The 17,563-nt window shown below is 69.5% G+C and carries 12 protein-coding genes; 10 read left to right on the top strand and 2 right to left on the bottom strand.

Annotation, left to right across the window (positions count from 1 at the left end; translation table 11 throughout):
- Window positions 1-2: 2 nt before the first annotated feature.
- Entirely contained in the window at window positions 3-6,158 is a 6,156-nt protein-coding gene (locus ABL840_RS34040; protein ID WP_093304499.1) for an Hpt domain-containing protein, read from the top strand.
- Window positions 6,159-6,222: 64 nt separating this feature from the next.
- Here ABL840_RS34040 and ABL840_RS34035 read toward each other — a convergent pair whose 3' ends face one another.
- Window positions 6,223-7,722 carry a cryptochrome/photolyase family protein gene (locus ABL840_RS34035; protein WP_093304497.1) on the bottom strand — a complete coding sequence of 500 codons (1,500 nt, stop codon included), beginning with the start codon at window positions 7,720-7,722 and terminating at the stop codon, window positions 6,223-6,225.
- On the opposite strand from ABL840_RS34035, the gene ABL840_RS34030 reads away from it, so the two are divergent.
- The 6 genes from ABL840_RS34030 to ABL840_RS34005 all read left to right on the top strand — a co-directional run bounded on the left by ABL840_RS34030 (window position 7,723) and on the right by ABL840_RS34005 (window position 12,639).
- Window positions 7,723-8,322, top strand: a complete 600-nt coding sequence (locus ABL840_RS34030; protein WP_093205621.1) for a YqgE/AlgH family protein — start codon at window positions 7,723-7,725, stop codon at window positions 8,320-8,322.
- Window positions 8,323-8,440: 118 nt separating this feature from the next.
- Window positions 8,441-8,869: a Holliday junction resolvase RuvX gene (gene ruvX, locus ABL840_RS34025; protein ID WP_093304495.1), complete on the top strand. Its 429-nt coding sequence runs from the start codon at window positions 8,441-8,443 to the stop codon at window positions 8,867-8,869.
- Entirely contained in the window at window positions 8,866-9,363 is a 498-nt protein-coding gene (pyrR, locus tag ABL840_RS34020) for a bifunctional pyr operon transcriptional regulator/uracil phosphoribosyltransferase PyrR (RefSeq protein ID WP_093205616.1), read from the top strand. The genes ruvX and pyrR overlap by 4 nt, the downstream gene beginning before the upstream one ends.
- On the top strand, window positions 9,363-10,325 hold the full coding sequence (locus ABL840_RS34015) for an aspartate carbamoyltransferase catalytic subunit (RefSeq protein ID WP_093205614.1): 963 nt from the start codon (window positions 9,363-9,365) through the stop codon (window positions 10,323-10,325). The genes pyrR and ABL840_RS34015 overlap by 1 nt, the downstream gene beginning before the upstream one ends.
- Window positions 10,326-10,464: 139 nt before the next feature.
- Window positions 10,465-11,751 carry a dihydroorotase gene (locus ABL840_RS34010; RefSeq protein WP_093304493.1) on the top strand — a complete coding sequence of 429 codons (1,287 nt, stop codon included), beginning with the start codon at window positions 10,465-10,467 and terminating at the stop codon, window positions 11,749-11,751.
- A 141-nt stretch (window positions 11,752-11,892) separates the two neighbouring features.
- Window positions 11,893-12,639: a lysophospholipid acyltransferase family protein gene (locus ABL840_RS34005; RefSeq protein WP_093304491.1), complete on the top strand. Its 747-nt coding sequence runs from the start codon at window positions 11,893-11,895 to the stop codon at window positions 12,637-12,639.
- Between the two features lie 78 nt (window positions 12,640-12,717).
- On the opposite strand, the gene ABL840_RS34000 is transcribed toward ABL840_RS34005, so the two are convergent.
- Window positions 12,718-13,515, bottom strand: coding sequence for an IclR family transcriptional regulator (locus ABL840_RS34000; RefSeq protein WP_093205606.1), 798 nt, complete (start codon window positions 13,513-13,515; stop codon window positions 12,718-12,720).
- Between the two features lie 186 nt (window positions 13,516-13,701).
- Here ABL840_RS34000 and ABL840_RS33995 point away from each other — a divergent pair, with 186 nt between their 5' ends.
- From ABL840_RS33995 to ABL840_RS33985, 3 genes are all read left to right on the top strand, one after another.
- The gene (locus ABL840_RS33995) at window positions 13,702-15,462 is read left to right on the top strand and encodes an FAD-dependent oxidoreductase (protein ID WP_093304489.1); all 1,761 of its coding nucleotides are present in this window, start codon (window positions 13,702-13,704) and stop codon (window positions 15,460-15,462) included.
- A 37-nt stretch (window positions 15,463-15,499) separates the two neighbouring features.
- Window positions 15,500-16,276 (top strand): SDR family NAD(P)-dependent oxidoreductase, encoded by a 777-nt coding sequence (locus ABL840_RS33990; RefSeq protein WP_093205600.1) that lies wholly within the window; start codon window positions 15,500-15,502, stop codon window positions 16,274-16,276.
- A 61-nt stretch (window positions 16,277-16,337) separates the two neighbouring features.
- Window positions 16,338-17,546 (top strand): ABC transporter substrate-binding protein, encoded by a 1,209-nt coding sequence (locus ABL840_RS33985; protein ID WP_093304488.1) that lies wholly within the window; start codon window positions 16,338-16,340, stop codon window positions 17,544-17,546.
- Window positions 17,547-17,563: the final 17 nt, after the last annotated feature.

The raw sequence follows: 17,563 nt of genomic DNA, 5'->3' as shown, positions 1-17,563 counted from the left end.
ACGTGTCGACTCAAACCCCTGCCACGGCCCCTCACGCCGGCAACACGCCGGTCACCGAAGACCTCGGGCCGCTGGCCTGGGTGCTGGGAGAAATCCAGAAATCCCTCGACGGTGTAGGCAAGTCGTTGCGGCGCTTCGTGCGCGAGGTGGATGCCGCGAGCGAGCCCGAGAGCGGGCCGCTGCAGATGGCCCGCCAGCAACTTCACCAGGCCGTCGGCGCGCTCCAGATGGTGGGGCACTCCTCGCCCGCGCTGGTGCTGGGCGCCATCGAGTTCGCGGTGCAGGGCTTCATCGCCGAGCCGCAGCGCTGCAACGAAGCGGCAGTGAACAAGATCGAGCGTGCCGGCTTCGCCGTCACCGACTTCCTCGGCGCGCTGCTGGCCGGCAAGCCGGTCTCCTCGGTGGCGCTCTTTCCCCAGTACCGCGATGTGCTGGAGCTGGTCGGCAACGAGCGCGTGCACCCGGCCGACCTCTGGAGCACCGCCTGGCGCTGGGTCGAGATCAAGCCGGCGCTCACGCAGGCGGCTGTCGCTTACGACCCCGCCGTGCGCTCGCGGCTCGACCGCGAGGTGCTGCAGCTGATCAAGAGCGGCGACACGCAGGCCGCGCGCCGGCTGCATGCGCTGTGCCTGGGCCTCGGCCGCGGCGCGCTGCTGCCCCGCGTCGCGAGCTTCTGGACGCTGGCCGCGGGCTTCTTCGAGGCCCTGGCCACCGGGCTGATCACGCCCGACGCCTACGTCAAGCGCGCCGCCTCGCGCGTGCTGCTGCAGTACGCCACGCTCGCGCGCGGCGACAGCCTCGTGTCCGATCGCCTCGGGCAAGACCTGCTGTTCTTCTGCGCGCAGGCCGTGCCCACAGCCGGCGACGACGCCGCCACGCTGCGCACCGTGCGCCTCGCCTGGGGCATCGCCGGCGAGCAGCACGTCGACTACAACGTCGAGCAGTTCGGCCGCTTCGATCCGCTGGTGCTGCAACAGGCCCGCAAGCGCATCGAAACCGCCAAGGAAATGTGGTCGGCGCTCTCGGGTGGCGACATCACCCGCACGCGCCAGGTGGCCGACACCTTCGCGCAGCTCGGCGAATCGCTGCAGAAGCTGCATCCGCCGAGCCTGCCGATGGTGCAGGCCCTCACCCATGCGGTCGAAGCCTCCGTGCGTTCCGGCCAGGCTCCGGGCACCGAACTCGCGATGGAAGTCGCCACCTCGGTGCTCTACCTGGAAGCCGCCCTCGAAGACCTGGACCCGAGCGATCCGCAGCTCACCGCCCGCACGCTGCAGCTGGCGGGCCGCATCGAGCGCGTGCGCGCCGGCGGCCATTCCGAGCCGCTCGAACCGTGGATGGAGGATCTCTATCGCCGCGTGAGCGACCGCCAGACCATGGGCACCGTGGTCGACGAGCTGCGCAGCCACCTGAGCGAACTCGAGAAGTCGCTCGACCAGTATTTCCGCCGCCCCGCCGAAAAGGGCCTGCTGCGCACCGTGCCGACGCAACTCATGCAGATGCGCGGCGTGTTCTCCGTGCTCGGCCTCGACCAGGCCGCGCTCACCGTGCAGCGCATGCGCGAAGACGTCGAGGCGATGCTCGTCAGCACCTCGCCGGCCGAGGAAATGGCCGGCTTCGACGCGCTGGGCAACAACCTCGGCGCGCTCGGCTTCCTGATCGACATGCTGGGCTACCAGCCCGCGCTGGCCAAGCGCCTGTTCGTGTTCGACGCCGACGCCGGCGAACTCAAGCCGCTGATGGGCCGCCAGGCCGCCGACGCCACGGCCGGCGAGGGCGCCGCGCCCAGCCAGGCTCCGGCCGCCCCGGTGCTCAGCATCGAGGAAGTCGACGCCCAGATCGCCTCGAAGCTCGCGGCGCTCGCCGCGCCCAAGGCCAAGCCCTCGCCGATCGAGGAATTCAGCAGCAAGGCCGACAGCTGGACCAACAAGATCTCCGGCCCGACCGCGCTGCCCGACACCGAAGTCACCGAGCTCGAAGAAGACGACCTGCAGAACATCTTCCTCGACGAAGCCCGCGAGGTGGTGCAGAACGGCCTGGCCGCCATCGCCGAGCTCGCCAGCTACCCGGACGACACCGAAGAACTCACGATCCTGCGCCGCGCCTTCCACACGCTCAAGGGCAGCTCGCGCATGGTCGGCCTCACCGAGTTCGGCGATGCCGCCTGGTCGCTCGAGCAGGTGCTCAACACCTGGCTGGCCGACCAGCGCGCCGCCACGCCGGAACTGCTGGCAGGCACCGAACGCACGATGAAGGAATTCGGCGAGTGGGTCGAGGCCATCGCTTCCGGCTCCGCGCAGGGCTGGAAGTCCGCGCCGTTCAGCCGCGTGGCCAACGCGCTGCTGGCGGGCGAACCCGTGCCTCCGCCGGTGCGCGTGGCCGATGCCGAAGCCCTTGCGGTGGCCGCGCGCCACATCGCGGCCGAGCCGCCCGTTTCTGCGCCAGAACCCGCGCCCATCGAGGTCGTGGCCCCGGTGGTGGCGGAGCTGCCTCCGCTGCAGTTGCCCGACCTGCCGGACCTGTCGCTGACGACGGAAGCGCCCGCGCCGGCACCTGTGGCCGCTGCCCCGGAAGTTCCCGAAGCCCCGCTCGAAACCCTGGCCTGGCAGGAGCCGGAGCCCGCGAAGGCCGCCGCCACGCCCGAGGCCGACGACGATTTCGCCTCGACCGACTTCATCGACTTCGAAGCCAAGCAGACCGACGAGCCTCCGCCGCCGCTGGTGCTGCCGAGCGGCGAGATGTTCGACTTCCTGGCGCCGCCCGCCAGGACGCCTGCCGTCGTGGAACTGAAGTCGGAGCCCGCCGAACCGCCGGCTCCCGCTGCCGAACCCATCGTCACCTCCGTGCCCACCACGGCCGGCCTGCCCGACCTGCAATGGGAACCCGAGCCGTTGCCCGTGCAGGCCGCCGCCGAGCCCGTCGTCGAACCCGAAGTGGTCGAGGCCGCGCCCGCGCCCGAACCGCTGCATGCAGTCCATGTGGAAGAGCCGGTCGCCGAGTCCGCGCCGCAACCGGTGGCCGAATCCGAACCCGAGCCTGCCCTGCTAGCTGCCGAGGAAGTGGTCGTGCCCATCTTCGAGGCGCCCGCCGTGCCCGAAGAAGCGCAGATCCTCGTCGCCGACGCCGCTCCCGAGCCCGTGGCGCCCGTCGAGCCCGAGCCGGTCGTGGCCGCCGCGCCGGCCGCGTCGCAGGAAAGCGCCGAAGACCAGGTCAAGGTGATCGGCCCGCTGCGCATCGGCATCCAGCTCTACAACGTCTACCTCAACGAGGCCGACGAATGGTCCCGCCAGCTCGCCACAGACGTGGGCGAGTGGGCGCTCGAGTCGCATGAGCGCCTGTCCGACTCGACCGTCGCGCTGGCCCACTCGCTGGCCGGCAGCTCCGCCACCGTCGGCTTCCACAGCCTCTCGGGCATGGCCCGCCTGTTCGAAGCCGCGCTGCAGCACCTGCAGATGCAGGGCAGCGGCACGCGCGAGCAGGGCATGGTGCTGGTGACCGCCGCCGACGAGCTGCGCCGCCTGCTGCACCAGTTCGCGGTCGGCCTCCTGCGTGACCCCGCCGAAGGCACGCTGCAGGCGCTGCGCGACATCGCCAATTCGCCGATGCCCACCGAAGTCGCCATGCGCGCCGAAGCCCGGCCGCTGCAGCAGGTGGTGGTCAGCGAGCCCGTCGCCGACGTGGCTCTGGACGATTCCGAAGACGCCATCGACCTGGCCGACGCGGTCGACGTCGACCTGTTCCCGATCTTCGAGGAAGAGGCGGCCGAACTGCTGCCCCAGCTCGGCGAGGCGCTGCGCCAGTGGGCGCACCACCCCGACGACAGCGCGCCGCGTGCCTCGGTGCTTCGCACGCTGCACACGCTCAAGGGCAGTGCGCGGCTGGCCGGCGCCATGCGCCTGGGCGAGCGCGCGCACCGCATGGAGTCCGAGATCGAAGTCCTGGGCTCCCAGGGCGCCGAGCGGGCCGACATCGAGAAGCTGCTGGCCCGCCTCGACGCCCTCCAGGCCACCTTCGACGCGCTGCGCGCGGCCGACGACGCCACGCAGGTCGAGCTGGCCCAGATCGTGGCCGCCGCCACGTCGACGGCGCCCGTCGCTGTCGCTTCGCAGGCGCCCGAAGCCGGCGTGCCGGCGAACGACGAGACCGTCGCTCCTGCGGCGAGCCTCGACGACGAGCCCTCCGCCGAAACGGCGCCGGCAGCAACGGCACCCGCCACGCTGCAGCCGCGCCCCGCGCCGGCCGCCCTGGTGGCACCGCTGCGCGCCGCGACCGGCCAGGCCGTGCGCATCCGTACCCAGCTGCTCGACCGCCTGGTCGCGCAGACCGGCGAGGTCATCATCACGCGTTCGCGCCTGGAAGCCGAGCTTGGCCAGCTGCGCGGCTCGCTGTCCGACCTGACGGGCAACCTGGACCGCCTGCGCCAGCAGCTGCGCGACATCGAGGTGCAGGCCGAAAGCCAGATGCAGTCTCGCCTCGCGCAGGCCAAGGACTCGCAGCAGAGCTTCGACCCGCTGGAGTTCGACCGATTCACCCGCGTGCAGGAGCTCACGCGCATGATGGCCGAGTCGGTGAACGACGTGGCCACCGTGCAGCGCACCCTGCAGAAGACGGTGCAGGCGACGGAAGACGACCTCAGCGTGCAGGCGCGCCAGACGCGCGAACTGCAGCGCGGCCTGCTGCGCACGCGAATGGTGGAGTTCGAGGGCATCTCCGACCGCCTCTACCGCGTGGTGCGCCAGGCCTCGAAGGACACCGGCAAGCAGGTGCGCCTGGACATCGTCGGCGGCTCCATCGAAATGGACCGCGGCGTGCTGGACCGCATGACGCCCGCCTTCGAGCACCTGCTGCGCAACTGCGTGGCCCACGGCATCGAGGATGCGGCCGTGCGCGAGAAGGCCGGCAAGGACGCCAGCGGCCTGATCGTCATCGACCTGCACCACGAAGGCAACGACGTGTCGGTGAGCTTCCGCGACGACGGCGCCGGCCTCGACCACAAGCGCATCGCCGAGCGTGCCCGCACGCTGGGCCTGCTGGGCGCCGACCAGGAGCTCACGGCCGAGGAGGCCACCGAGCTGATCTTCAAGCCCGGCTTCTCGACGGCGGGGCAGGTTTCCGAACTGGCCGGCCGCGGCATCGGCATGGACGTGGTGCGCGCGCAGATCGCGGCGCTCGGCGGCCGCATCGAGACGCACAGCACCCAGGGCCAGGGCACCACCTTCAAGCTGGTGCTGCCGCTGACCACCGCCGTGACGCACGTGGTGATGCTGCGCGCGGGCGAAGTGTCCATCGGCGTTCCGTCGAACCTGGTGGAGCTTGTGCAGCGCGTGGGCGGCACGGATCTCGAAGCGGCCTACCTGAACAACAGCCATCCGTTCGGCAGCGAACATGTGCCGTTCTACTGGACCGGCGCGCTGCTGCAGGCCTCGACCCGCAGCGAGCACGGCCCGGCCCGGAACAACACCATCGTGGTCGTGCGAAGCGCGGCGCAGCGCGTCGCCCTGCACGTGGACGAAGTGCTGGGCAACCAGGAAGTCGTGGTGAAGAACCTCGGCCCGCAGCTCGCGCGGCTGCCCGGCCTGGCCGGCATCTCGGTGCTGGCCTCGGGCGCGGTGGCGCTGATCTACAACCCCGTGGCGCTGGCCGCGGTGCACGGCGAACAGGCGCGCGAGCGCCAGGCTGCCGCGCTGACGGCAGCTCCGGCGGCGACCGCCCCGGTCGACCAGGGTGCGCCGCAGGAACCGTTGCAGGCGCTGGCGCCGGTGGCGCCGCAGATTCCGCTGGTGCTGGTGGTGGACGACTCCATCACCGTGCGTCGCGTCACGCAGCGTCTGCTGCAGCGCGAAGGCTATCGCGTGTCGCTCGCGGCCGACGGCCTGCAGGCACTCGAGCGCCTGCAGCAGGAGCGCCCGGCGGTGGTGCTGTCGGACATCGAGATGCCGCGCATGGACGGCTTCGACCTGGCCCGCAACATCCGCGCCGACGCCGCTCTGGCCGAGCTGCCGATCATCATGATCACCTCGCGCATCGCCGAGAAGCACCGCGACTACGCGCGCACGCTGGGCGTGAACCACTACCTCGGCAAGCCGTACTCGGAAGAGGAACTGCTGCGCCTGGTGCGTGCGTACACGACCGAGTCGGCGCTGGCTGCTGCCGCCTGACGCTGGCTGATGCGTTCGCCGCCTGCGGGCGGTGATCGAGAAAAAGGGGCCTGCGGGCCCCTTTTCATTTCTGCAGGCTCTTCGCCCGTGCCACCCCGTAGCGCTGCAGCGTCTTCTCCCGCGCCTCGGCGTGGTCGACCACCGGCTTCGGGTAGGTCTCGCCGAGCTTGACGCCGGCGGCTTCCAGTTCCACCGGCGAGGCCAGCCACGGCGCGTGGATCGCCGCGTTCGACAGCCCCGCCAGCTGCGGCAGGTAGCGGCGGATGAACTTGCCCTCGGGGTCGAAGCGCTCGCTCTGCGTCACCGGGTTGAAGATGCGGAAGTAGGGCTGGGCGTCGCAGCCGCTGGAGCTGGCCCACTGCCATCCGCCGTTGTTCGAGGCCAGCTCGAAGTCGTTCAGGTGCAGCGCGAAGTAGGCTTCGCCGCGCCGCCAGTCCAGCCCCAGGTCCTTGCACAGGAAGCTTGCGGCCACCATGCGCAGGCGGTTGTGCATGTAGCCGCTCTGGTTGATCTGCAGCATGGCCGCGTCCACCAGCGGGTAGCCGGTGCGGCCCTGGCACCAGGCCTCGAAGAGCTGGTCGGCGTGCTTGCCGTGGTGCCACTGGATCTTGTCGTACTCGGGGCGGAAGCTCTTCGACTCGCCGCCTTTGTGCACGTGCGGGAAGTGCGCCAGGATCTGGAAGTAGAACTCGCGCCAGATCAGTTCGCTCAGCCAGGTCGCGGCGCCCGTGTTGCCCTGCAGCGAGAGCTGGTGCGACAGGCTCGCCATCTGCCGGATCGACACCGTGCCGAAGCGCAGGTGGATGCCCATGTAGCTGGGGCCGCGCACGGCGGGGAAGTCGCGCGCCTGGTCGTAGCGGTCGATGCGCTCGAAGAAATCCTCGAAGAGCTGGCCGGCGCCGCGGGTGCCGGTGGGGATCTCCAGCGTCGACAGGTTGCTTTTCTCGAAGCCGATCTCGCGCAGCGCGGGCACCGGCTCGCCCCAGGCCTGCGGAGACGGCACCAGGGCGTCGACGTGGTTGCGCACCGGGTACGACTTGAGGAAGAAGGAATCGAGCTTCGCCAGCCAGGCCCGCTTGTAGGGCGTGAACACGGTGTAGGGCTGGCCGATCTTGGTCATGACCTCGTCGCGGTCGAAGACGGTCGAGTCCTTGTAGGTGTGGAAGGTCACGCCGGCATTGGCCAGCGCGCCGAAGACCTTGGCGTCGCGCTCCAGCGCGTCGGGCTCGTCGTCGCGGTTGGCGAACACCGCCTGCACGCCCAGCTCCCGGGCAATCGCCGGAATCTCCTGCGCCGCCACGGCGTGCCGCACGATCAGCCCGCCGCCCAGGGCGCGCAGCTCGGCCTCGAGCTCCACCAGCGACTCGCGGATGAACTCCACCCGCCGGTCGACCGTGGGCAGGGCGTCCAGGATCGCCTTGTCGAACACGAAGACGCACAGCACCTGCCGGCAGGCCCTCAGCGCCCGGTAGAGGGCGGCGTTGTCGTCCACGCGCAGGTCGCGGCGGAACCACATGAGCCCTTTGGGATAGGTCTTGTCGACGGCCAGTAAAATCGGGGGCATATGGCCGCCGATTCTGCCCCGATGAACCTCACGCATCACTTTTTGATAGCGATGCCCGGGATGGAAGACAAAACTTTCAACCGCAGCGTCGTGTACCTCTGCGAGCACAGCGAGCGCGGCGCGCTCGGCCTTGTGATCAACAAGCCCAGCGACATCAACCTCAAGGTGCTGTTCGAGAAGATCGAGCTGCACCTGGCCCGCCCCGAGCTGGGCGAAGCCCCCGTCTTCCAGGGCGGCCCGGTGCAGACCGAGCGCGGCTTCGTGCTGCACGAACCGGTCTTCACCCAGGCCGAGAAGCCCGAGGAATCCGTCTACGCCTCGACCATGACCATCCCCGGCGGGCTCGAGATGACCACCTCCAAGGACGTGCTGGAGGCCCTGGCCACCGGCGCGGGCCCGCGCAAGGTGCTGGTCTCGCTGGGCTACGCGGCCTGGGGGGAAGGGCAGCTCGAGTCCGAACTGGCCGAGAACAGCTGGCTCACCGTGGGCGCCGACCCGGCCGTGATCTTCGACACCCCCATCGAGCAGCGCTACGACAAGGCGCTGATGCTGCTGGGCCTCGAGGCCTGGAAGCTGTCCCCCGACGCCGGACACGCATGATGAACTTGGCTCGCCCCCAGGCTGCGCGCACTTCGTGTCGCTTCGCCAACCCCCTACCGGGGGCGGGCCGGCCGCTTCGGGCGGCCGTGCGCGGCGGCCCCCTGTGAGGGGTCCGGCAATGTCCGAGAGCGCTCAGTCCCCGGCATCTGCCGCTGTTCCCGCCCATTTCCAGAGCTTCCTGGCCTTCGACTTCGGCCTGAAGCGCACGGGCGTGGCCACCGGCAACCGGCTGCTGCGCACCGCCACCCCGCAACCCACCATCAAGGCCGAGGGCGACGCCCGCTTCGCGCAGGTCGGGGCGCGCATCAAGGAATGGCAGCCCGACGCGCTGGTGATCGGCGTGCCCTACCACCCCGACGGCGCGGAGCACGAGAACACCCGCCGCGCGCAGAAGTTCGCGCGCCAGCTGCGCGGCCGTTTCAATCTCCAGGTGTTCGAGGTCGACGAGCGCTACAGCACCACCGAGGCGCTGGCCTCGGGCGCGCGCGACGCCGACGCGGCCTCCGCCTGCATCATCCTGGAGCAATTTCTGAGGAGTCTCCCGTGAGTTCAATTCCCGATGCCGAAGCGCTCTACACGAAGCTGCTGGCCGGCGTGAAGCCGCTGATGCGCCCCGAAACGAAGCTGGTGGGCATCACCTCCGGCGGTGCCTGGCTGGTCGAGCGGCTGCAGAAGGACCTGGGCCTGCCCGGCGCGCCCGGCGTCATCTCGTCGGCCATGCACCGCGACGACTTCTCGCGCCGCGGCCTCTCGGCCAGCGCGCAAACCTCGCTGCCCTTCGACGTGAACGGCGCCGACGTGCTGCTGCTCGACGACGTGCTCTACACCGGCCGCACCATCCGCGCGGTGCTCAACGAGCTGTTCGACTTCGGTCGCCCGGCCAGCGTGCGCCTCGCGGTGCTGGTGGATCGCGGCGGGCGCGAGCTGCCGGTTGCCGCCGACTTCGCGGCCGAGAAGCTCACGCTGCCGAACTCGCAGCTGCTCGCGCTGGCCCGCGCCGCCGACGGCGCATTCAGCCTCAAGGTGGAGGAAAGCAAGTAATGCTCTACAAGCGAAACCCCCAGCTCAACAAGAACGGCGAGCTGATCCACCTGCTGTCGATCGAGGGCCTGCCCAAGGACATCGTCACGCACATCCTCGACACGGCCGCCAACTTCACGAGCGTGAGCGACCGCGAGGTGAAGAAGGTGCCGCTGCTGCGCGGCAAGAGCGTGTTCAACCTGTTCTTCGAGAACAGCACCCGCACGCGCACCACCTTCGAGATCGCGGCCAAGCGCCTGAGCGCCGACGTCATCAACCTCGACATCGCACGCTCCTCGGCCACCAAGGGCGAGTCGCTGCTCGACACCATCGCCAACCTGAGCGCGATGGCCGCCGACCTGTTCGTGGTGCGCCACAGCGAGTCGGGCGCGCCCTACCTGATCGCGCAGCACGTCGCGCCGCACGTGCACGTGGTGAATGCCGGCGACGGCCGCCACGCGCACCCGACGCAGGGGCTGCTCGACATGTACACGATCCGCCACTACAAGAAGGACTTCTCGAATCTCACGGTCGCCATCGTCGGCGACGTGCTGCATTCGCGCGTGGCGCGTTCCGACATCCACGCGCTCACCACGCTGGGCTGCGCCGAGGTGCGCGTGGTCGGCCCCAAGACGCTGGTGCCGAGCGACATGGCCGGCATGGGCGTGCGCGTGTTCCACACGCTGGAGGAGGGCATCAAGGACTGCGACGTGGTCATCATGCTGCGCCTGCAGAACGAACGCATGAGCGGCGCGCTGCTGCCCTCGTCGCAGGAGTTCTTCAAGACCTTCGGCCTCACGCAGGAAAAGCTGCAGCTGGCCAAGCCCGACGCCATCGTGATGCACCCCGGCCCCATCAACCGCGGCGTGGAGATCGACTCCGCCGTGGTCGACGGCAAGCAGAGCGTGATCCTTCCGCAGGTCACTTTCGGCATCGCAGTCCGCATGGCCGTCATGAGCATCGTCGCAGGCAACGAAGCATAGAAATGTTGCTCGCCCCCAGTCTTCGCGCACTTCGTGTCGCTTCGCCAACCCCCTACCGGGGGCAACACCAGTGGCCCGGCGAAGCCGGTTCCACGGTGTTTCCCGAAAAGGCCATGACTGTCACCGGAAGTACAGACGCATGAACATCCACATCACCAACGGCCGCGTCGTCGATCCCGCGTCGGGCACCGACAAGAAAGCCGACATCGCCATCGCCGACGGCAAGATCGCCGGCATCGGCGGCAGCATTCCCGCCGGCTTCCAGGCCGGGCGCACCATCGACGCCTCGGGCTGCATCGTCACGCCCGGCCTCGTGGACCTGGCCGCGCGCCTGCGCGAGCCCGGCTACGAGCACGAGGGCATGCTCGAGAGCGAAATGGCCGCGGCCATCGCGGGCGGCGTCACCAGCCTCGTGTGCCCGCCCGACACCGACCCGGTGCTCGACGAGCCCGGCCTGGTCGAGATGCTCAAGTTCCGCGCCGAGAAGCTGCAGGCCGCGCGCCTGTTCCCGCTGGGCGCGCTCACGCGCGGCCTGGCCGGCGGCGTGCTGACCGAGATGGCCGAACTCACCGAGGCCGGCTGCATCGGCTTCGGCCAGGCCGACGTGCCGCTGGCCGACACGCAGGTGCTACAGCGCGCGCTGTCGTACGCCAGCACCTTCGGCTACACCGTGTGGCTGCGCCCGCAGGACCGCGACCTCGGCAAGGGCGTCGCCGCCAGCGGCCCACTGGCCACGAGGCTCGGCCTGGCGGGCGTGCCGGTGTCGGCGGAGACGATCGCCATCTTCACCATCGTCGAGCTGATGAAGGCCACCGGCGCGCGCGTGCACCTGTGCCGCATCTCCAGCGCCCGCGGCGTGGAACTGGTGCGCCAGGCCAAGGCCCAGGGCCTGCCGATCACCTGCGACGTCAGCATCAACTCGCTGCACCTGGCCGACACCGACATCGGCTACTTCGACAGCCGCGCCCGCCTGAACCCGCCGCTGCGCCAGCAGGCCGACCGCGACGCGCTTTCGGCCGCGCTGGCCGACGGCACCATCGACGCGCTGGTGTCCGACCACACGCCGGTCGAGGCCGACGCCAAGACGCTGCCCTTCGCCGAAGCCGAGGCCGGCGCGACCGGGCTCGAGCTGCTGCTGCCGCTCGCGCTGCAGTGGGGCGAGCGCAGCGGCGCGGGCCTCGCGCGCGCCATCGAGGTCGTCACCTCCGCGCCCGCGCGCCTGCTGAGCGCCGCCGATGCGGGCACCGGCATCGGCCGCCTGCAGGAAGGCGGCGTGGCCGACCTGTGCATCGCCGATCCGGCGCTCGAATGGCAGGTGGAGCCCGGCGCGCTCAGGAGCCAGGGCAAGCACACGCCTTTCGCCGGCTATCCGCTGCAGGGCCGCGCGCGCCACACGCTGGTGGCGGGCCGCATCGTCCACGGCTGAGATGACGCTCACCCCCAGTCTTCGCGCACTTCGTGTCGCTACGCCAACCCCCTTGCAGGGGGCAACACCGGCGACCCGGCAGAGCCGGTTCCGCGGTGTTCCGCGATCGCGCATTGACGTAGCGGGGAAGGGGCCCGTTCGATGATTCATTCGCTGAAAGCCTGCTGGCGCCTGTCGCGCGCGGTGGCGCACGCGGCTTCGGGCTGGTGGACGATCCGCTTCACCTTTCCGAAGCTGTCGCAGCTCGAGCGCAACGCGCGCGTGCAGGCCTGGTCGCGGCGCATGCTGGAGCTCATGGGCATCACGCTGGTGGTGCAGGGCACGCCGCCGCCCAAGGGGCCGGTGCTGCTGATCTGCAACCACCTCTCGTGGCTGGACATCACCACCATCCACGCGGCGCGGCACGTGCGCTTCGTGTCGAAGTCGGACGTGAAGGGCTGGCCGCTGATCGGCACGCTCTCCAACGGCTCGGGCACGCTCTACATCGAGCGCGAACGCCGCCGCGACGCGCTGCGCGTGGTGCACCACATGACCGACGCGCTGCGCAACGGCGACCTGATCGGCGTGTTCCCCGAGGGCACGACCAGCGACGGCCACGGCCTGCTGCCCTTCCACGCCAACCTGCTGCAGGCTTCCATTTCCTCGGGCGCGCCGGTGCTGCCCGCCGCGCTGCGCTTCGCCGACGCCGCCACCGGCGAGACCAGCCAGGCGCCGCGCTACATCGACGACGACAACCTCGTCGTCTCGCTGTGGAACACGCTGCGTGCGCCGCCGCTGCTGGCCATCGTGCGATTCGGCGAGCCGCAGGATCCGGAAGGCCGCGACCGGCGCGCCTGGGCGCACTCGCTGCATGAAGACGTGCAGCAGCTGCGCCGCGAGACGCACTGACCGGTTCTTCGGAACCATGAAAAAAGGCGCTTCACGAAGCGCCTTTTTTCTTGTTGAAGGGGCGGTGGCGCCCCGTGCTCAGGGCTGCTCGCCCGTGGGCACGAAGCCCAGGCGGCGCGAGATCTCCAGCGCGCAGGCCCTCAGCGGCGCCGCCACGCGGCCGTCCCATTCGCGGTCGAAGGTGGCTTCGGGGCCCATGGCGGTGATGCCCAGCACCAGGTTGTTGGTCGAGTCGAACACCGGCGCGCAGAAGGCGTCGATGCCCGGGATCGGCTGGCCCAGCGTGCGCGACATGCCGTGCAGCCGCGTCTCGACCAGCAGCGCCTCGATCTCCGCGCGCGACAGCTCCACGGTGGAGCCGCGGCCGTCCGCCGGACGTGCGCGCGCGAGGTCCTCCAGCATCATCTTCTCGACCACCTTGGGCGGCAGGTAGGCCGCGAAGAGCCGGCCCGTCGCGGTGTAGGCCAGCGACATGACGGTGCCGGTGCGCAGGTTCACGTGCAGCGGATGGATCGGCTCCTCCAGCCGCACCACGGTCGGTCCGAAGTTGCCCCACACGGCCACCGCGATGCTCTGCTCGGTCTCGGAGGCGAGCTGCTCGATGAGGGGCGACGCCTCCTTGATCGGGTCGAGCCGCTGCAGCTTGGCCAGCCCCAGCTGCAGCGCCAGCGGGCCCAGTTCGTAGCGGCCCGCGCTGTCCTGCACGACGAAGCCGACCTTCAGAAAGCTGACGAGATAGGGGTGTGCCTTGCCGACGGGCACGCCCGCGGCCTTGCCCAGGTCGCGCAGCGCCATCGGCGCCACGTGGCGCCCGAGCGCCACCAGCAGTTGCGTTCCGATTTCGACGGACTGAATGCCACGTCTTGGCTTTTCCATGGGGCGCCCGGCGTGGGGAGTGAGAGTGGGGGCGAGTATAGCCATCGGGGTTTCTACTGATATGGTCGTGTTCAATCGATGATGATTGATCATCTGATAGTAACGAAGACACTTGACCATATCAATCTCGCTGCCTAAACTGCGGCGCAACTTTGGTCTTACACAAACGAGCGAACAGACAGAGACATGGAACAGAACACTTTTGAATGCGACGTGCTCGTCGTCGGCAGCGGCGCATCGGGCATGGCCACCGCGGTCACCGCGGCATCGCAGGGGCTGAAGGTGCTGGTGGTCGAGAAGGAGCCGCGCTTCGGCGGCACCACCGCGCGCTCGGGCGGCTGGCTGTGGATTCCGGGCACGCGCCTGGCCACGGAGCAGGGCATCCACGAGCCCGAGGGCGCCGCGCTCGAATACATGAAGCACGAGACCACGACGCACTTCGACGCCGCGCGCGTCGGCGCCTTCCTCGACATGGGCCCCAAGGCCATCGACTTCTTCACGCGCAACACCTGCGTGCAGTTCGACATGCCGGCCGTCTTCCCCGACTACCACGCCGAGGCACCCGGCGGCCAGCAGGGCGGGCGCTCGATGGTCACGCGCCCGTTCGACGGCCGCGAGCTCGGCAAGCGCATCAAGCAGCTGGCGCCGCCGCTGCCCGAGCTCACCGTGTTCGGGATGATGTTGGGCTCGGGCCCCGAGATCAAACACTTCATGCGGGCCTTCAAGTCGCCGACCTCGTTCTGGTACGTGACCAAGCGCCTGAGCCGTCACTTCCTCGACGTGCTGCGCCACGGCCGCGGCATGACGCTGACCAACGGCAACGCGCTGGCCGGCCGCCTGGCCAAGGCCGCGATGGACAAGAACATCCCCGTGTGGCTTTCCTCGCCCGTGAAGAAGCTGGTGGTCGAGTACGACGGCGTCTCCGGCGCGGTGGTGCAGCACGAAGGCCAGAACGTGCGCGTGGTCGCCAAGCGCGGCGTGGTGCTGGCCTGCGGCGGTTTTCCCTACGACGTGGAGCGCCGCAAGCAGCTCTTCCCGCACGCACCCACCGGCCGCGAGCACTACTCGCCATCGCCGTCCACCAACACCGGCGACGGCCTGCGACTGGCCGAGGCCGTGGGCGGCCGCGTCGACGGCACCATTCCGCATGCCGCGGCCTGGGTCCCGGCGTCGGTCACCACGCGTCCCGACGGCAGCAAGGGCGTGATGCCGCACTTCATCGACCGCGCCAAGCCCGGCGTGATCGCGGTCACCCCCAAGGGCCGCCGCTTCACCAACGAAGGCAACTCGTACCACGACTTCGTGCAGGCGATGGTCAAGGCCTGCGAGGGCGAGCCCGAGGTCACGGCCTGGCTGCTGTGTGATCACAAGGCGCTGCGCGACTACGGCCTGGGCTGCGTCGCTCCCGCGCCGCTGCCCATCGGCCGGCATCTCAAGAGCGGCTATCTCAAGCGCGGCGCCAGCATCGGCGAACTGGCCAAGGAACTCGGCATCGCACCGGCCACGCTCGAAGCCACCGTGCAGGAGTTCAACAAGGGTGCGCGCAACGGCGACGACCCCGCCTTCGGCAAGGGCAGCAAGGCCTACAACCGCTACCAGGGCGACGCCAACATCACGCCGAACCCGTGCGTGGCGCCGCTGGAGAACGGCCCGTACTACGCCATCAAGCTGGTGATCGGCGACATCGGCACCTTCGCCGGCCTCGTCACCGACGAGAAGACCCGCGTGCTCGACGCCAACCGCCAGCCGATCAAGGGCCTCTACGCGGTGGGCAACGACGCGGCCAGCGTCATGGGCGGCAACTACCCCGGCGCCGGCATCACGCTCGGCCCGGCTTTGACCTTCGGCTACGTCGCCGGGCTGCAGGTCGCGCAGGCCGAAGCCAAGGCGGCGGCGCAGCTGAAGCTGGAGCAGCGCGAGGCCGTGCCGGTCAGCCGCGCCGCCTGAGCTTCATACACACATAGATAGAAAGAAGGAGACACCGATGGCCTTTCCATCCAACGTCGCACCACGCCTGCTCGAAGGCCGCCTCGCCTTCATCACCGGCGCGGGGCAGGGCAATGGCCGCGCGCTCGCGCTGGGCCTGGCGCAGGCCGGCGCCCGCATCGTCGTCACCGACATGAACGACGCCACCGTGCGCGAAACCGCGCAGCTGGTGCGCGACGCGGGCGGCGAGGCCTGGTCCTTCGTGCTCGACGTCACCGCGCCCGAGGCCTGCCAGGCGCTGGCCGAGCGCGTGGGCAAGGAGATCGGCAACGTGGACCTGCTGGTCAACAACGCCGGCATCATCATCCGCGAGAACACCAGCAGCCCGAACGCAGCGGCCAACTGGAAGAAGACCATCGACGTGAACGTGCACGGCACCTTCAACACCACGCTGGCCTTCATCCCAGTGCTCAAGCAGACCAAGGGCTCGATCATCAACATCGCCTCCATCGCCGCCTACGCGGGGCAGGGCGCGAGCCTGGGCTATTCGCCGTCGAAGGGCGCGATCAAGATGCTCACGCAGTCGCTCGCGCAGGAGCTCGCGCCCGCCGGCGTGCGCGTCAACGCGCTGGCCCCCGGCGTGATCGAGACGCCCATGACCGCCGCCACCCGCGAGAACCCGCAGCGCCTGGAGTCGTTCATGACGCGCATCCCCATGGGCCGCGTCGGCCAGACCGAAGACCTGGTCGGGCCGGTGATCTTCCTGGCCAGCGACATGTCGCGCTACGTCACCGGCATCGTGCTGCCGGTGGACGGCGGCTTCCTCGCCGTCTGAGCCGCGCTTCCTTCCCTTTCTCTTTTCCGCTTCCTCGTCCGTCAACCTCAGGAGACAAAAAATGAAAACCATCCGTCTGTACAAGACGCTGCTCGCCACGGCCGCGTTCGCCGCCTTCGCGGCAGGCACCACTGGTGCCATGGCGCAGGACATCAAGGTCGGCTACAACGGCGACCTTTCCGCGTCGCCCTCGGCGCAGAGCGGCCAGGCCGCGGTGCTGGGCATGGAAGCGGCCATCGCCGACATCAACGCCGCCGGCGGCGTGCTGGGCAAGAAGCTCGCGCTGGTCACGCGCGACGACGTGTCGGCACCGCCCAAGTCGATCCAGAACATGAGCGACCTGATCGACAACGAGAAGGTGGTCGCCGTGTTCGGCCCCACCAACTCGGGCAACGCGATGGCGTGGAAGCACATCGCCAACCAGAAGAAGATTCCCGTGCTGGGCAACGTGGGCTCGGGCACCGACATCACCAAGCCCATGAGCCCCGGCGCCGACAACTACATGTTCCGCGTGTCGATGGTCGACCGCGAGCAGGTCGCCGCGCTCATGGCCTACGTGAAGAAGAACACTGCCGGCTCCAAGGTGGTGGGCCTGATGGCCGAGACCACCGGCTACGGCCAGGGCGGCCTGAAGGACATGGAAGAGATCGCCAAGCTGCAGGACATCAAGATCGCGGCCACCGAGCGCTTCGGCGTCGGCGACACCGACATGACCTCGCAGCTGAGCAAGATGAAGGCCGCCAACGTCGACACCGTGGTGGTGTGGGCGCAGGGCACGCCCATCGCGCAACTGGTGCGCAGCATGGAGAAGATCAACTACTTCCCGCTCACGCTCACCTCCTGGGCCGCCGACAACATCACTTTCTACGACGCCGCCGGCAAGGCGCTGGCGGAGAAGCCGATCTTCATGCGCACCGTGAGCGAGACGCGCACGCCCGCGCAGCAGAAGCTGTTCGACCGCATCGGCACCAAGCTGAAGGCACCGGGCTCGTTCTCTTTCGCGCTGCACGGCTATGACTCGATGCAGCTGCTGGCCCAGGCCATGAAGCAGGCCAACAGCACTGACGGCGCGGCAGTGCGCGCCGCGCTCGAAGACCTGAAGACGCCGGTGCAAGGCGTGCTCAAGACCTACGAGAAGCCTTTCAGCAAGACCAACCACGAAGCCCTGACCGCCAAGGACCTGGTCTGGATCCGCTGGAAGGACGGCAAGCTGCTGCCCTACAACGACGCGCTGATCGACGGCCTGAAGCCGGCCGACTTCAAGCAGTAAGCAAAGCAAGAAGCAAG

This window comes from Variovorax sp. NFACC27 (genome assembly GCF_048301545.1).
GTDB classification, from domain to species: Bacteria; Pseudomonadota; Gammaproteobacteria; order Burkholderiales; family Burkholderiaceae_C; genus Variovorax; species Variovorax gossypii.
The sequence above is the reverse complement of the archived record's forward strand: the minus strand, read 5'-3'. Positions and strand labels throughout refer to the sequence as shown.

Coding starts and splice junctions, on each gene's coding strand:
- ABL840_RS34000 (WP_093205606.1), bottom strand. CDS start 13,515: ATGGAAAAGCCAAGACGTGGCATTCAGTCCGTCGAAATCGGAACGCAA.
- ABL840_RS34010 (WP_093304493.1), top strand. CDS start 10,465: ATGAACATCCACATCACCAACGGCCGCGTCGTCGATCCCGCGTCGGGC.
- ruvX (WP_093304495.1), top strand. CDS start 8,441: ATGTCCGAGAGCGCTCAGTCCCCGGCATCTGCCGCTGTTCCCGCCCAT.
- ABL840_RS34005 (WP_093304491.1), top strand. CDS start 11,893: ATGATTCATTCGCTGAAAGCCTGCTGGCGCCTGTCGCGCGCGGTGGCG.
- ABL840_RS33995 (WP_093304489.1), top strand. CDS start 13,702: ATGGAACAGAACACTTTTGAATGCGACGTGCTCGTCGTCGGCAGCGGC.
- ABL840_RS33985 (WP_093304488.1), top strand. CDS start 16,338: ATGAAAACCATCCGTCTGTACAAGACGCTGCTCGCCACGGCCGCGTTC.
- ABL840_RS33990 (WP_093205600.1), top strand. CDS start 15,500: ATGGCCTTTCCATCCAACGTCGCACCACGCCTGCTCGAAGGCCGCCTC.
- ABL840_RS34030 (WP_093205621.1), top strand. CDS start 7,723: ATGGCCGCCGATTCTGCCCCGATGAACCTCACGCATCACTTTTTGATA.
- ABL840_RS34015 (WP_093205614.1), top strand. CDS start 9,363: ATGCTCTACAAGCGAAACCCCCAGCTCAACAAGAACGGCGAGCTGATC.
- ABL840_RS34035 (WP_093304497.1), bottom strand. CDS start 7,722: ATGCCCCCGATTTTACTGGCCGTCGACAAGACCTATCCCAAAGGGCTC.